Annotated in this window: 7 protein-coding genes; 5 read left to right on the forward strand and 2 right to left on the reverse strand. The window is 60.7% G+C overall.

Annotated elements, in window-relative coordinates:
- Positions 1 to 19: 19 nt before the first annotated feature.
- The 4 genes from ACR0LL_RS13380 to ACR0LL_RS13395 are packed head-to-tail and all read left to right on the forward strand — an operon-like array spanning position 20 to position 6,697.
- Entirely contained in the window at positions 20 to 1,027 is a 1,008-nt protein-coding gene (locus ACR0LL_RS13380; protein ID WP_480587500.1) for an AAA family ATPase, read from the forward strand.
- The gene (locus tag ACR0LL_RS13385; RefSeq protein ID WP_267365920.1) at positions 1,024 to 1,899 is read left to right on the forward strand and encodes a DUF58 domain-containing protein; all 876 of its coding nucleotides are present in this window, start codon (positions 1,024 to 1,026) and stop codon (positions 1,897 to 1,899) included. Before ACR0LL_RS13380 ends, ACR0LL_RS13385 begins: the two co-directional genes overlap by 4 nt.
- Complete coding sequence (locus ACR0LL_RS13390) at positions 1,896 to 4,658, forward strand: DUF4159 domain-containing protein (protein WP_480587502.1); 2,763 nt, start codon at positions 1,896 to 1,898, stop codon at positions 4,656 to 4,658. The genes ACR0LL_RS13385 and ACR0LL_RS13390 overlap by 4 nt, the downstream gene beginning before the upstream one ends.
- Positions 4,655 to 6,697 (forward strand): hypothetical protein, encoded by a 2,043-nt coding sequence (locus ACR0LL_RS13395; RefSeq protein ID WP_480587505.1) that lies wholly within the window; start codon positions 4,655 to 4,657, stop codon positions 6,695 to 6,697. Before ACR0LL_RS13390 ends, ACR0LL_RS13395 begins: the two co-directional genes overlap by 4 nt.
- Before the next feature lie 20 nt (positions 6,698 to 6,717).
- Here ACR0LL_RS13395 and pbpC read toward each other — a convergent pair whose 3' ends face one another.
- Positions 6,718 to 8,775 (reverse strand): penicillin-binding protein 1C, encoded by a 2,058-nt coding sequence (gene pbpC / locus ACR0LL_RS13400; protein WP_480587508.1) that lies wholly within the window; start codon positions 8,773 to 8,775, stop codon positions 6,718 to 6,720.
- A 36-nt stretch (positions 8,776 to 8,811) separates the two neighbouring features.
- Positions 8,812 to 14,238: an alpha-2-macroglobulin family protein gene (locus ACR0LL_RS13405; RefSeq protein ID WP_480587510.1), complete on the reverse strand. Its 5,427-nt coding sequence runs from the start codon at positions 14,236 to 14,238 to the stop codon at positions 8,812 to 8,814.
- Between the two features lie 115 nt (positions 14,239 to 14,353).
- Between ACR0LL_RS13405 and ACR0LL_RS13410 the strand changes: the two genes are divergently transcribed.
- Positions 14,354 to 16,612, forward strand: a complete 2,259-nt coding sequence (locus tag ACR0LL_RS13410) for a response regulator (RefSeq protein WP_480587512.1) — start codon at positions 14,354 to 14,356, stop codon at positions 16,610 to 16,612.
- Positions 16,613 to 16,615 lie beyond the last annotated feature (3 nt).

Genomic DNA, 16,615 nt, shown 5'->3' on the forward strand with positions numbered 1-16,615 from the left:
GTCCACGGAAGGGAAAGTCATGAACGAACCTGCCGACCTCGTAGCCGAGATCGAAGCGCTGGAAAACAAGCTGCAAGAGGCCAAGGCCTCGATCACCCGCCGCTTCATTGGGCAGGAAAGGGTCGTGGACCTGACCCTGGCTGCGCTTTTGTGCGGTGGTCACGCCCTTCTGATCGGTCTGCCGGGCTTGGGCAAGACGCGGTTGGTCGAGACGTTGTCGACCGTGATGGGCCTGCATGGCAATCGCATTCAGTTTACGCCCGACCTGATGCCCGCCGATATTCTTGGATCTGAGGTGTTGGATACGGCCGATGATGGCAGCCGCCATTTCCGTTTCATTCCAGGCCCGATCTTCTGTCAGCTGCTGATGGCGGATGAAATCAACCGCGCAAGCCCGCGAACGCAATCTGCGCTGCTGCAGGCGATGCAGGAACGCACGGTGACAGTGGCCGGTGAGGACCGTTCCCTTGGTGTGCCATTCCATGTTCTGGCCACGCAAAACCCGATCGAACAGGAAGGCACCTATCCCCTGCCCGAAGCGCAGCTGGACCGGTTTCTGGTGCAGATCGATGTAGAATACCCCGACCGCCAGACCGAGCGGGATATTCTGCTGGCCACGACCGGTGTTGACGAAGACGAAGCACATCAGATTTTCAGCAAGGAAGAGTTGCTGGCTGCGCAGGTCCTGCTGCGTCGGATGCCGGTCGGGGAATCGGTTGTCGAGCTGATCCTTGATCTGGTGCGGGCCTTCCGCCCAGAAGAAGCGGGTGTATCCGAACGGGTTGCTGAAACCGTCGCGTGGGGTCCTGGGCCACGCGCTGCGCAGGCGCTGATGATGACGGTTCGGGCACGTGCGATGTTGCAGGGGCGTCTGGCACCCAATGCCGAGGATGTGCTGGACATGGCGCGCCCGGTGCTTAGCCACCGGATGGCTCTCAACTTTGCGGCACGGGCACGCGGCGACAGTTTGGCCGACCTGATCGACTCGACTGCTGTCGGGTTGATTCGGACCGAGGCGGCAGCGTGAATGCCGCGCTGACCCTTCGCGAAAGATCCGAGGCCGAGGCATCGCGGCTGCCGCCCCTTTTGGCGCGGGCCGAGCATCTGGCGGGCACCGTTCTGCTGGGTGACCATGGTCGGCGGCGCTCTGGCATGGGGGATGATTTCTGGCAATACCGCCCCGCGCAGATCGGGGACAGCCGCCGGATGATCGACCACCGCCGCTCGGCGCGTGGAGATCAGCAATATGTGCGGGAACGCGAATGGCAGATCGCGCAATCGGTAATGCTTTGGGTCGATCAGGGGGCGTCGATGCGGTTTGCGTCCGACAAATCGTTGCCGACCAAGGCGGATCGCGCCCGGCTATTGGGACTGGCAACGTCCATCCTGCTGGTCCGCGGTGGAGAGCGTGTTGGCCTAACAGGCACGACCTTGCCACCCCGGCGTGGCAATGCGCAGATCATCCGGCTGGCGCAAGCCTGGTCCGAGGATGATCAAACGGATTACGCCCCGCCTGAACATCGCGCCATGATCCCGCATGCCCGTGCCGTGTTCATTTCGGATTTTCTTGGTCCAATGGACGAAGTTGAACTGGCCCTGACCAAAGCCGCAGACCGTGGTGTTCGCGGCGTAATCCTTCAGGTGCTGGACCCGGGCGAAGAGACATTTCCCTATCGTGGGCGTACGATTTTCGAAAGCGTCGGGGGGTCCGTCCGGCACGAAACCCTCAAGGCGGCAGAGCTGCGGGACCGCTATCTGCAACGCCTCGCCCACCGTAAGGATGCGCTGACGCAGCTTTGCCGGGCGACTGGCTGGCAAATGGGCCTGCATCACACGGGCGATAGCGCGCAAGCGGCTCTGTTGTGGATATATCGTGCGCTGGACGGGGGAACGCGATGACGGTTCTGGCGGGCATCGGCTTTACCGCTCCATGGGTGCTGCTGGGTCTTCTGACCCTGCCGATCCTGTGGCTGATCCTGCGCGCGGTGCCGCCGGCGCCGATCCGCCGGATGTTCCCGGCGGTGACGTTGCTCTTGGGCCTGAAGGATGACGAAAGCGTTTCGGACCGCACGCCGTGGTGGCTGTTGCTGCTGCGGATGCTGGCAGCTGCGGCGGTGATCATAGGTCTGGCCGGTCCGGTTCTGAACCCGTCGCGGGATGAGATCGGGTCCGGGCCGCTGCTGATGGTGCTGGACGCCAGTTGGGCTGGCGCGACCCGATGGTCGGCTACGCTGGATCAGATCGATGCGCAACTGACCGAGGCTGGCCGCGCAGGGCGCACGGTGGCTATCCTGCGCCTGACCGAACCAGAAACACCCGTTTTTCAGGCGGCCGAGGCATGGCGAGGGCATTTGCCGGGATTGATGCCCAACCCATGGCAGCCGACCGAACCTCAGATCGCACAGACCATTGCGGCACTAAATTCAATTGATGGCGGGTTTGATACCCATTGGTTCAGCGACCGGCTGGATTATGCAGATCATGCGGCGCTGGTCTCCAGCTTGCAGGCTCGTGGCGATGTGGTGGTGTTTCAGGCAGCGTCCCGGCCCATGGCGATCCTGCCAGCCGCTTATCAGGACGGGTTGATCCAATTGACAGTGCAGCGCGCGGGCCCCGGACCCGAGGAACGTGTGACAGTATTGGCACAAGGGCGCGACCCGGCCGGAACGGCGCGTGTGCTACATTCAGTGGAACTGACCCTGGAAGCCGGGAACGCTTCGGCGCAGGTCGATCTGGCGCTGCCATCCGAACTCCGCGCGCGGATCACGCGGTTCGAAATCCAGGGCCAAAGGTCTGCCGGGGCCGTGACCCTGACCGATGACAGCCTGCGTCGGCGCGAGGTCGCGCTGATTGCCGGGAGTTTGAACCGCGAAGGTCTGGAGCTGCTGTCACCCCTGCATTATCTGACTCAGGTCCTGAGCCCCACGGCGGATTTCGTCGATGGTGGCCTACCCGAAGTTCTGCCCGCCAATCCGGATGTCATTGTTCTGTCAGATGTGGCCCAGATGTCGGAACCGGAAGAGGCGGACCTGATTGAATGGGTCGAACAGGGCGGTTTGTTGCTGCGCTTTGCCGGCCCGCGCATGGCGGCCAGCGATCTTGGGCGTGACACCGAAGACACCCTGCTGCCTGCACGGCTGCGCAGCGGTGGGCGATCTGTCGGCGGCGCGATGAGCTGGGGTGAGGCCAAGACCTTGGCACCATTCCCCGAAACCTCGCCCTTCTATGGACTGGACGTCCCTGATGACGTGGTCGTTTCCACTCAGGTCATGGCACAACCAGACCCTAACTTGGCGGATCGCGTAATTGCCTCACTGTCTGACGGCACGCCTTTGGTGACTCGTAAGGCGTTGGGGTTGGGGCAGGTGGTGTTGTTCCATGTGACCGCCGATGCAGAATGGTCCAGCCTGCCACTGTCGGGCCTGTTCGTTGAAATGCTGGATCGGCTGGCCGTGGCTTCGGCTGCAAAGTCCCGGCAAGAGGCTCAGTTACTGGGAACAACATGGGAGCCGGTACAAATCATGGACGGGTTTGGCACCTTGTCAGATGCCGGAACCCTGGCAGGTGTCGACGGTGTTGAACTGATATCGGGCCAGATCGGGCCGGAACTGCGTCCGGGTCTTTATGAAAGTGGCAAGCAGAAGTTGGCGTTGAACGTCGTTTCGGAAGAAACTCAGCTGCGCCCTGTTGTCTGGCCCGCGAATGTGCCGATCAAAGGGCAGGAGGTCAGTACGGAAACGCCACTGGGCGGTCTGTTGCTCAGCCTTGCACTGATTTTGCTGACAGTCGATGTTATTGCATCGCTTGCTTTGTCGGGCAGGTTGGGTTTGGCCCGAACAACGGTTGCTGCGCTGGTCGGTTTACTGCTGGTCCCCGAAGGTCACGCACAAACGCCTGAGGACACCGAGTTTGCATTGGCTGCGACCCACGAACTGGTATTGGCGCATGTCCTGACTGGCGATGCGCAGGTAGATGATATTGCGCAAGCCGGGTTGCGCGGGCTTGGCCAAACCCTGCTCTATCGCACATCGGTTGAACCCGCAGACCCTATCGGTGTTGATCTGGAACGGGATGAACTCGCGTTCTTTCCGTTGCTTTATTGGCCGATCTCAGCGAACCAGTCGCAACCTTCAGCCGAGGCCTATGTCAAGCTGAACGCCTATCTGCGGTCCGGAGGGATGATCCTGTTTGACACACGTGATGCGGATATCGCCGGTTTCGGTGCCTCCAGCCCAAATGGCCGCAAACTGCAACAACTGGCCGGCCCGCTGAATATCCCCGCGTTAGAGCCGATACCGCGCGATCATGTTCTGACACGCACGTTCTACCTGTTACAGGATTTTCCGGGCCGATATTCAGGCACCGAGGTTTGGGTCGAAGCTGCGCCGCTGGATGCAGAACAGATCGACGGGATGCCTTTCCGCAATCTGAACGACAATGTGACGCCGGTGGTCATTGGCGGCAATGACTGGGCCGGTGCCTGGGCGGTGGATCGCAACGGGCAGGCTTTGTTACCCGTCGGGCGCGGTTATGCCGGGGAACGGCAACGCGAGTTGGCCAATCGTTTTGGTGTCAATCTGGTGATGCATGTGCTGACGGGGAACTACAAATCCGATCAGGTTCACGTGCCCGCCCTTCTGGACAGGTTGGGACAATGACAGGAACCGTGATCTTTGATCCGCTGATCCCGTGGGCGATGCTGCTTGTCGTGGGTATGATTGCCGTGGCCGGGGTCGTGATGGCCTTGTGGCGCGGGTTGTCGGGATGGGCCTTGCGTGGGTTGGCGGCGCTGGTGATCATCGCTGCGCTGTCCGGCCCTGTCTATCAGATCGAGGATCGTGCACCTCTGACAGATATCGTTCTGATGTTCGAGGATGAAAGCGCCAGCCAGACGCTTTCAGACCGGGTGGAACAAACGGCTATGGCCGCAGAGGATTTGGCCACCGAGATCGAGGCACGCGACAATACAGAACTGCGCCGCATCCGGGTCGGCGATGGTGAAGGCGATGAGGGCACGCAGATCATGGCAGCCCTGAATGAGGCCCTGGCCGAAGAGCCGCGTGCGCGTATTGCCGGTATCCTCGTGGTGTCCGACGGGATAGTGCATGATGTCGATCAGGCCCCGGATCTGCCCGCACCGATGCACCTGCTGCAAACCGGGCGGGAAAGCGACTGGGATCGCAGGCTTATTGTCCGAAACGCCCCTGCTTTCGCCATAATCGGTGAATCGGTGACCTTGACCCTGCGCGTCGAAGACAGCGGAGCTGCCCCCGCAGGTGCAACATCTGCACCGTTGGAAATTTCGGTGGACGGGGGCGAGCCCGAGCAGTTCAGCATTCCAGTCGGTCGCGATGTCGAACTGCCCGTCACTTTGCCCCATGGCGGGCGCAACGTGATCCAGTTTTCCGTCCCTCAGGCTGAGGGCGAGTTGACCGACCGCAACAACACGGCCCTGATCCAGATGAATGGCGTAAGGGACCGCCTGCGTGTGCTGCTGGTCTCGGGCGAGCCGCATCCGGGCGGTCGCACGTGGCGCAACCTGTTGAAATCTGACAGTTCTGTTGATCTGGTGCATTTCACCATTCTGCGCCCGCCCGAGAAACAGGATGGTGTGCCGGTGGACGAGCTGTCGCTGATTGCCTTCCCGACTCGTGAGTTGTTTCTGGAAAAGATCAACGATTTCGACCTGATCATCTTTGACCGCTACAAGCGGCGCGGGATTCTGCCTGCGATTTATCTGGACAATGTCACAAGCTACATCAACGAAGGCGGCGCGGTCCTGGTTGCCGCCGGACCTGATTTCGCCGGTGCCGACAGCATCTTCCGCTCGCCCTTGGCGCCAGTTCTGCCTGCTCAGCCAACCGCGCGGGTGATCGAGGAACGATATGTGCCGATGGTCAGTGATCTGGGGCATCGTCACCCGGTCACGACCAACCTTGGAGAATCCGAGGATTGGGGGGCGTGGTTGCGACAGATCGACGTGAAACATCGCTCGGGCGACGTGCTGATGACCGGGGTCGAGGATCGTCCGCTGCTTGTCCTGAACCGTGTCGGCGAAGGGCGCGTTGCGATGCTTGCGTCTGACCATGCCTGGCTTTGGAGTCGTGGCTTCGAAGGAGGGGGTCCGCAGCTGGAGCTGTTGCGCAGGCTGGCCCATTGGATGATGAAAGAACCGGAACTGGAAGAAGAGGCGTTGTGGGCCGAGGCCAACGGTCAGTCCATGCGTATCATTCGTCAGACGCTCGGGACAGAAGTCGGCCCGGTAACAGTCACCTTGCCGAATGGTGAGACGTTGGAGGTTACTTTGAAAGAGGTTTCTCCGGGTCGGTTTGAAGCGCAGTATTACGGCCCCGAGATCGGCCTTTATCGTTTGCAGGAAGGTGACCACATGGCTGCGATCGGCCTTGGCCCTGCTGCACCGAAGGAGTTCGAGCGCACCATCGCGACTGGTGATGTCCTTGAACCGGTACTGGCCGGGATGCGGGGCGGTGTGATCCAACTGGAAGATGGGCTGCCGTCGATCCGCAACGTGCGCGCCGGACGCCCCGCCGCCGGGCGAGGCTGGATCGGTTTGACCCCACGCAACGCGTATGAGACGCGGGATGTCACGCAGGCCGGGTTGCTGCCGCCCTGGCTTGTCTTGCTACTGGCTGGGGGCTTTTTGCTGGGCGGTTGGCTGCGGGAAGGGCGGCGTTAACGCTGGCCCGTTGCTGTTCTTTAACGGGAACCGGGCGCGCTCTGGTCGATCCGGAACGAGGCCCGGTCGGATTGGCCCTGTGCATCCACCACCACAAGTGAGGTAAATCCGGGTCCGGGATTGGGAATTTCGAATTCTCGCTGCCGTTGCCCGGTCAAGACAGGCACGCCGTTGGTCAGAACGGAAAACGGCCCGACACCACCGCGTAGTTTCACCGTCAGAGGGCTCCCGAAAGTCTCTAACACAGCGTTTTCTGGTGGAAACAACAGATCAGGTGCGGTTTGGTCCGTTTCGAAAGCCGCCGCGCGGGGCCGGAAACGTTGCAACGGTTGCGGCAATTGCGCCGCGCCAACCAACAGTGTTGATGGTGGCGGTGGGCGCAGGGGCGTGAGTTCGGGTTTCAGCAGGCCGAAAGCCTCGGTCAGAAGCGGCGCGGCAACGTCCCCTCCGAATGCGCCGGGAACAGGTGTGCCATCCGCGCGTCCCAGCCAGACCCCGATGACATGCTGCCCGTCAAAGCCAATGGCCCAGGCATCGCGGTGCCCATAAGAGGTTCCCGTTTTGAAGGCCAGCGTCCCTGAAGTGCTGCCCGTGGATGGTGTGATCCCGGATAGAATATCCGCAATCTGCCATGCCGAGGTTTCGGACAAAACACGAGAGGTGAGCCGTGCATCAGCCAGGGCGTCATGGCGCAGGATCGGGCCTTGCCCACCAGCGGCCAGCGTCACGTAGATCTGCATAAGATCATGCAAGCTCAGACCGACGCCACCCAAGGATATTGCCAATCCGGGTGTACCACTGCTCAGGCGCGGTTCTGATCCTGCTGTCCGCAGTGCTGCCATCACGCGCGCAGGGCCCAGCTCGTGCGTCAGGCGCACGACAGGGATATTCAGCGACAATTGCAGCGCGTCCCGAACCCTTACATCGCCTCGGAAAACGCCATCGAAGTTTCGCGGGGCGTAACGTCCGAACATCACCGGGCTATCGCTGATCAGGGTTTCCGGATGGGCCAGCCCCTGATCGAATGCCAGCCCGTAAACCAGGGGTTTCAGCGTCGATCCGGGCGACCGCACGGCTTGGGTCATATCCACGAACCCTTGTCGTGCATCCTGATACCCGGCTGACCCGACCGAGGCCAAAATCTTACCGTCGCGATGATCTGCCACGATCAGCGCACCGGACACGCGCGGCCCGACGCGCGCGGCGGCCCGAGCGACCACAGTTTCCAACCGGGCTTGCACCCCTGCATCCAGGGTCAGATCAAATACTCCGGTTGCACGGGTTTGGCCTTTCACGCGGTCGGTCAGATGGGGTGCAAGGCGCAGAAACGGGATCATTCGATCAGGAATGGTTTCCGTCAGGGCTGCGTGCATCTCAGCCTTGGTCAATACGCCGTGGCGCTCCAACCTGCGCAAAATCCGATCACGGGCAATTTGGGCTGCCTCGGGTCTGCGATCCGGGCGCCGCGCCTCCGGGGATTGCGGCAAAGCGACCAGCAGGGCCGCCTGTGCGGCGGTCAAACGGGTTGCTTCTTTGCCGAACCAGGCACGGGCACCGGCACGGATACCTTCCAGATTGCCGCCATAGGGAGCATGGGTCAGGTAGAGGTTCAGGATCTGTGTCTTGCTCAGCTGCCGTTCCAGCGCCAATGCGACCCTAATCTGGCGAAACTTGCCACTCCAGCGTCCGGTCGATCCATCTTCGATCAGCCGCGCGACCTGCATGGTCAGGGTTGACCCGCCCGAAACCGCGCGCCCGTTCCAAAGGCTTTGCCCGGCTGCGCGCAGCAACGCGACAGGGTCCACGCCCGCGTGGGTCCAGAAACGTTTGTCTTCGTACCGGATCAGCATGGTGGTGAAATTGGGATCGACCACACCGGGCTGCAGCCTCCAGATGCCATCTGCAACTGGAAACACACGCAGGAGGTCGCCGTTACGATCCCGCATCTCGACCGAAGTTTCAGTCAGAACGGGCGGCAGCACCGTGGTGTCGACCCAGCGGTCGACACCATCCCGCGCCAACGCCGCCAGATAGAGAGCACCGGCCAACGCAAATAACAGGCGCGGCACCCTAGGCATGAGAGCCGCCCAAACAGGGGTATGAACGACGTCCGGTCACTGCACCTCGACCCGTCCCGTCGCCGTTCGCGCACGGTTCTGGGGGCGGTACATATCTTCGACCGAGGCCGCGGGACGGTGGAACACGCCCGGTGTGACGGCACGGGCGACATAAGCCAGTGTCACGGTCTGGCGCCTTGACAGGTTAACCGCAGCCAGAAACCTGTCCGAGCGGAACTCGGTATGTGTGGCATCAGACAGATCCAACCAGTCCAGCGACCGCACATCGCCCGATCGCAGCAGGTTCGGGTTGTCAATCTCGATCCCGGCGGCAAGAGGATCGTCCACCATCAGACGCGCCCCACCGCTTTCAAACGGCGTGACCGTCAGAACCGTAACAAACCGGTCCCCCACGGCAAAGCGGCTTGCGTCAATCAGATCGCCGTCCATCGAATAATACTGCCGTTCGATTGCATAGCCGGTACCACCAGCCCCTGGCGGATCCTCGGGGATTCCGGTCACCGTCAGGGTGATATCGGTGGCCTGACCGTCGGTCGCAGTGATGTTGACCTCTTCCGCCTGCCTGGATTGCAGAACCTGAACAAAGGGGCCGGAAACTGACACGCCATTGACCGTCAAGCCGGACCCGGAAGGGTCTGACACCAGCGCGTGCGCCGCCAACAGGGACCACGCGGCCTCTTGTGTGGACAGGGGTGTTCGGCCCGTGCTTACCCGTTGGATCAATGCGTTGCGGTCAATCGCCTCGCTGCCCGCATCTACGGCTAGGGTCAGCAGGCCCGCCGCATCCCGCAGGCGGGTGCCGTAATCCGCGCGCCAGTGGTTTTCCTGATAGTTCGGCACCTGTTGCAGCATCCGCGCCGCACGGGCGAACATCGCGTCTGCGCGGGTCTGGTCCCCGTACGACGCCAGCGCAGCGCCCAGTTGTGCGGCGGCCAACGGCGTGTCAAAAGCATCCCCTTTGACATCCGCATAATAGCGCAGATCGCCCATCGCCGCCGCGCCTTCCCGCGCAAGAACCATCAGGGCATAAGCGATATCCTGACCACCTTCGTCGAAATCCGGCGCATAGTTGACCCGATTGCGCAGGTTATCCATGGCCTGCGCAAAAGCCCGATCCGGTACCGGGTGCCCCTGCGCACGGGCGCGCGACAGGAAATCGGTCACATAGGCGTCCAGCCAGAAATCACCGCTGCCTGCGCGCCACAGGCCAAAGGCACCGTTTGCAGCCTGACGAGTCAGGATGCTTCGGATTGATTCCGTGATGCGCTGATCCACCTCCGGGCCATTGCCCAGCCCCGAGGCCTGCGCGACGGAGGACAGGTAAAGCAGCGGCAGCGCCTTGCTTGTGATCTGCTCGGTGCAGCCATAAGGGTAACGGTTCAACTGATCCAGCAGGCCGGGCGTGTCAAATTTGGCCAACGCCCCGGCTGACAGGATGGCTTTGGCCGAGCCGGGTTGAAACCCGTCAAAAACATCCTGCGAAAACAAAAAGCTGTCACCCGCACCCAGCGCAAAGCGCCGCGTCCGGGCAATTACGGGATCGTTGGCCCGCACCGGCATCCGTAGGGTTTGCGACAGATCGCGCCCGTCTGGTGTGGTGATGGAAACGCTGATCTCTGGATCGCCAATGACATGGGCTGTAACAGGGATGTCGAACACCGCTTTGCCACCATCCTCCAGCTGAAAGCGTGCCGGTACCGGGCCCAGTTCCAGCCCACCAGTGGTGGTCAGGCCAAGCGCCATGTCTCCGGATGCGCCATCCGCATGGACGATCTCAAGGCGCATCCGGCTTTGATCGCCTGGGGCCAGAAACCGCGGCAGACTGGCCGTAACCACCACCGGGTCGCGGACGATCATTTCAGCTTCGGCCTGACCGACGGCTTTTTGTGACCACGCGACGGCCATCAGTCGGACCGTACCATTGAAGGCGGGCAGGGGGATGTCGACCTCAACCGCGCCATCCGCACCGACCTGAACCGGGCCGCTGAACACCGCCATCAGATCTTGCGTCGGTGGCGGGGATTGGCGGCGCATCCCGTTGTCATTGTCGCCGCCAGAGCGAACCGTACCCATCGCTCCATTCATGCCGTCGATCAGCCGCCCGTAAACATCTCGCAGGTCCACGCCCAGCCGACGTTGCCCGAAGTAGTACTCTTGCGGGCTTGGGCTTTCGAACTCCGTCAGGTTGAGGATGCCCACATCCACAGCAGCAAGGGTCAGCCAGACTGGATCATCGCTTGCAACATTTTCGACCCTAACAAGGGCCTTTTGTGTTTGAAGGGGCGAGGTAACCTCGGGCACCTCAACGGCAACCGACAGCGTGCGATCCGCAGGATCAATGGCAGCATAGGCGACGCCCATGGCGCGTGCCGGGTTCTGACCGGCCGCAACATCCATCGGTCGGATCACCGTGGCTGTGACATAGGCACCTGCACCCCAATCTTCTGTCACCTCTATCGGGATAACTGTCTCGCCCTCCTTTACGGCAACCATCTGGCGATGGATCAGTCGGTTCGACAACACTTCGACTTGGGCGATACCTGCCATGCGCGGAACGATGCGCAGCTGTGCGGTTTCCCCGGCGCGATAGCTGTCGCGATCCAGCGACATCTCAAGCCGGTCAGGCGTGGTCGAAGCATCTGCGGCCTGATACCAGCCTGCGTGGAAATCGACAGCGGTTTCCGTAAAGGTGCCATCAATACGTTGGACCACCAGTTCATAACGGCCCCAGTCCACGGGTTGGGACAACGTCAAAGGAATAGTGGCGACGTCAATCTCTCCGGTGGCAACGCGAGTGCGTCTGGTTGTCGGTTCCCAATTCCAGTTTCCGTAAAGCTGATACCATTGATACCGCGTTTCGATCTTGTTCAGCGTCCAGCGCAGGCGCATCGGGCTGGGGCTCAGGTCGGGTGCAAGGCCGATGATCTGAAACGCGGCCTCGGTACCTTCGGGGAGTACGTCCTCGAACAGGGGTTTGACACCGATGACAGGTTGCGGCGGCAGGACAGGAACGCTCAGGTGACGTTCAACAGGGCGGCCTGAGCCGTCAGCCAGTCGCGCAATAACCTCGGCTTCAATTGGCTTCCCTTCCGTCTCTAACACAGGGATTTCAACGGCAATAGATGCTTTGCCGTTTGCATCTGTACGCGTGTCACCAAAATAGGTGCTTTTGATCGATGTCTCGGCGTCATAGCGGCCAAAGCGATACCCGTCGTAGCCCGGCACTGTGTCCGCCGGGCGTGCGATAACCTGACCGTCGATGCTCAGGTCCGACCCCGGCGCACCAAACAGATAGCGCGCGTCGATCGAAAGCGGAGGGCTGTCGCCAGGACGCAGGGGCGCGTCCGGCAGGGTCAGCTCAAAATCTATACGTTCCGGCAGGAAGTCTTCTACCAGCACTGTTTGTCGCGCCAGCGCATCGCCTTTGGGATCAGACCTGATCTCGATCCGCCAAGCGCCGCGTGGTGCATCCTCCGCAACAGGCAGGGCAAAGATATGCCCCCCGGCGACGCCGCCATCCGAGACGGTTCGGCGGTATTCCACGCCGTCAGGGCGATACAGGATCGCAATCAGGGGCAGGCCCTCGATAGCCTGCGCCTCACCATCGCGCGAAAGGGCGGTGAGGTGTATCACCTCTCCGGCTCGATAAGCGCCGCGATCCGTGGCTAGAAAAACATCAACCGGCCCCGCAGGTGCACGTCCTTCAACACCACGATCTGACAGGTCAAAGGCAGGATCGGTCAGGGATAGAAAGCTGAAGTCGCTGTCCCCGGTCGATGCCATCACCAGCGCGGGCGCACTGGCACCCTTGCCCCGTGTCAGGCCGGGATCGAACCGGACATAACCTGATTCATCCGTTCGCGCTTGGGCGATGACCGCATTTGCGCTTGTGACCAGTGAAACCTCGACACCTTCACGGGGTGCCGCGTCGCTCAACCCGCGCACCGTGACGTGCAATCCATCGGTGCCAAGCACGCTGCTGATCCCAAGATCGGACAGAACAAACCATTGCGTTGCGCCCGGGTCGTCATAGGGATCAGCCCCCGGAACACGGGCGGTCAGCGCATAGATGCCGGCGGGCTGATCCGCGATCGCCTCGGCTATTGGCAGGCGCGCCGTCATGGTCTGGTTCAGTTCGTTGGCCACTTCGGCGGTACCGGTCCAGATATCCTCGGCAATTTCATCGGAAAATTCTGCTTCCTGCCATTCACTGAGCGGGCGACCGAAGAAATCCTGCTGAACCGCGCGCAACAGGTTCCGGTCGCTGACCCTCCGCAGGATCAGGTTCAGCTCGGTGACGTTGACCGTTTCAACGGGCAACGCAGCATCAGCGGATTTCGGCAGCACGTAGCTGCGCCCGGGAAACCGGACTAAAGGCGCCCGGTCGCGCACGTAATGGGTAAGCTCAACATTGCGGTTCAGCGCCTCGCCCGAGGCGGAAGGCAAGCCTTCGCGTAGCGTCAGGCGATAGCGCTGACCATGGGCGACACCGTCAACGCAAAGCTGCCTGCCCTCAGCCTGTACCACCAACCCGTCATCGTTGCGCTGGACAAACGGATCATAGTCGACCCCCGCCTTGACCAACGGTTCCGAAAACTCGACGCAGATCCGCGGCGCGGCGGCGTCGCTTTCGACAGAACTGTCGACCACGCGAAACCCGTATTTCCCGATGGCATCATTCAGTGCGGCCAGTACATCCTCGCGCGGTTGGATTTGCTCGGCCAGCCGCAGCACCGGGATCATATCGCGCCCACGCTCGACCTCCTCGAGGGCGCGGGCCAATGCCATCAGGGCGGCAACCTGCGTGCCGGGAGCGTCCGCGCGCAAATAGCCATTGGTTGCGGCATTCAGCGCACGGTTGCGCAGGTCGCGCCTTTCACTCCAGTCCGAAGAGTCTGTCTGCAACAACAGGCGCGCGTATTCCACCCACAGATCAGGCGCATCGCTGAGCGATACGGCCACACCAGTCCAATTCATCGCCTGCCGCGGGCTGCTCGCGCTGCGCGCCGCGTCCAGAACAGCCTGCAGGTCGTTGCCCTGTGCAATATGCACAAAGCCCAGATCTCGGGCCTGATCTGCGGCCTGCTTCAGGTCGGCAGTACCAAGTACATTCAACGCATCTGCACGCGTTTTGGCCAATGTTTGGGTCTGATCTGCGGTAGATACCTTCTGCGCAGACACAGCCCCCTGATAGGTCTCTTGCCGGTTTACACCGCTTTTTGGAAAACAGGCATTGGATCGGGTGTTGTAGGTGAACGCGGTGCAAAGTGTATTGGCGGAACAAGCCTGAATGCAGGACTTCAGATCGGTATCGAAAAGGGCGTCCAGATCCGAGCCATAAAAATCTGCGTCCCGTGTCGTGATGTAGCGGAAATCAGGCACTGCATCTTGCGCCTGGGTGGCGCCGGGCAGGACTAAAAGTGAAAAGACGTAAGTTATTGAAATAAAAACAAAGCGGCGCATGGTGCCCTCCTCTTTGGGCACAGCGTTGCATGGTGTACGCCTGTTGTGCAACGGCTTAAACAGTTTTTCATCTTCCGCCGGGATGCTGGGAGCAGAGCGTTCTGGAATCAATCAAATGAGTCTTGCACATAAATTGGCACAGGAACGGCGCGCGCGTTTGGCAGCTGAACGGATGCTGGCCCTGAAACAGGCCGAGCTTTCGGCAGCCAATCGCAAACTCGGCCAACATGCCATGGCGTTGACCAAACGTATTGGCGAAACGCAGGCTGAGGTTGAAACCGTTCGGGATGAAAACGAAAAGGTCAAATCCGATCTCTGCGTGGCCAACGCCAAGATCGAGGTTGCCGAACGCCGTTTGTGGCACTCGATTCAGACAATACAGGACGGATTTGCCTTTTTTGACGGTGACAACCGGCTGATCGGCGCAAACACCGCGTATCTGAGCGTTTTTGAAGGCCTGGACGAGGTCGCGCCGGGAATATCATACCCGCGTATTCTGCATTTGCTGACGTCAGAAGGTATTGTCGATATCGGGGATGAATCCGCAGAAGACTGGCAGGACAGAATGCTGGCCCGCTGGAGCCGCGCCAACCCGCCACCAATCGTTATGCAGCTTTGGAACGGTCACTATATCCGCCTGATCGACCAGCGCGGCAGCGGTGGTGATATGGTGAGCCTTGCTCTCAACATCACAGCGTCGGTCCGGCACGAAATCGAGCTTAAGGCGGCGCGCGAGCGAGCCGAAGCAGCAAACCGGGCCAAGTCGGCCTTTCTGGCCAATATGAGCCATGAAATCCGCACCCCGATGAACGGCATCGTTGGCATGTCCGAATTGCTGGACGAGACACCGCTGGACGAAGAGCAGCGGCTATACGTCAACACGATCCGCAATTCGGGTGAGGCGTTGCTGGTCATCATCAACGACGTTCTGGATTATTCCAAGATTGAGGCGGACAAGCTGACTCTGCACCCCGAACAGTTTGATCTTGAACGTTGCATTCTTGAGGTTGCGATGCTGCTACAGCCCAGCGTGCGGGATAAGGGGCTGACATTGCTGGTGGATTACGACTTGTTCTTGCCAACCCTTTTTGTGGGCGATCCTGGTCGGATACGGCAGGTTCTGACCAATCTGGTCGGCAACGCCGTCAAGTTCACCTCCGAAGGCTACGTGCTGGTCCGGGTGACAGGGGTGCCCAACCCGGATGCGCAGATCTGCGACATCCATATCGCGATTGAAGACACCGGAATTGGCATCGACGCCGAGAAAATCGACCACATATTTGGCGAGTTCAATCAGGTCGAAGACGAGCGCAACCGCCAGTTTGAAGGCACCGGGCTTGGCCTTGCCATCACCAAGCGGCTGATCACCTTGATGGGCGGCACGGTCTGGGTTGAAAGCGAACCGGAACAGGGATCCTGTTTCGGTTTTCGCGTGACACTGCCCACGGTAGAAGGCCCGCAACCCGAGCCTCCGAACCTGGCGGATTGTTTGAAACATGTCCTGCTGGTCGAAGATCTTGCCGTGAACCGGGCCATTCTTGCCAAGCAGCTTGGACGACTGGGGGCTGAGGTGACAGTTTGCACGTCGGGGACCGAGGCGCTGTCACAGATGAATGATCAGATTGATCTGGTTCTTTGTGACCACGATCTGCCGGATATGGATGGGTTGGATCTTGCGGTCGCGCTCAGGGATCGCGGGTGGGGTGACATTCCGGTGGTCGTGATGTCTGCAAGCCCCGGTTTGATTCACGCGCATCCTGCCCTTGACCTGATCGACGGTGTCTTGCAGAAACCCATCCCTCGATCCGAGTTGTATGGCAGGCTGATGGCACTCGATGGCTCATCGTTGGAAAGGGGCGCTCTGGATGTGGGTAAAACAGTCTCTAAAAAGCGAGATTCTGAATCTGCGCACCCCCGACGCATGAGGGTTCTTGCCGCAGAAGACAACCGCACCAACCAATTGATCCTGAAGAAGATGGTCAAGGATCTGAATATCGATCTTCGCTTTGCCTCCAATGGGATTGAAGCAGTTGAGATCTATCAGGCGTTCGAGCCAGATCTGATCTTCATGGATATTTCAATGCCGAAGATGGACGGCAAACAGGCAACAGCGGAAATTCGCGGGCTTGAGGTTGCAACCGGTCGTCACGTTCCTATCGTTGCCCTGACGGCCCATGCCATGGCGGGGGATGATCAGGGTATTCTGTCAGCCGGCTTGGACCACTACCTGACCAAACCGCTACACAAGAACCGAATTCACCAGATGATCCTGCAACATAAACCCGATTGCGTCTGCTCGGTCGCAGACACCATGCCCAGTGTCAAAATCCGGCGTGAGCGGGGCGAAAACCCAAATCCGACCTCGTCGGGCTGACAC

The sequence above is a fragment of the Ruegeria sp. AI2 genome (assembly GCF_056541275.1).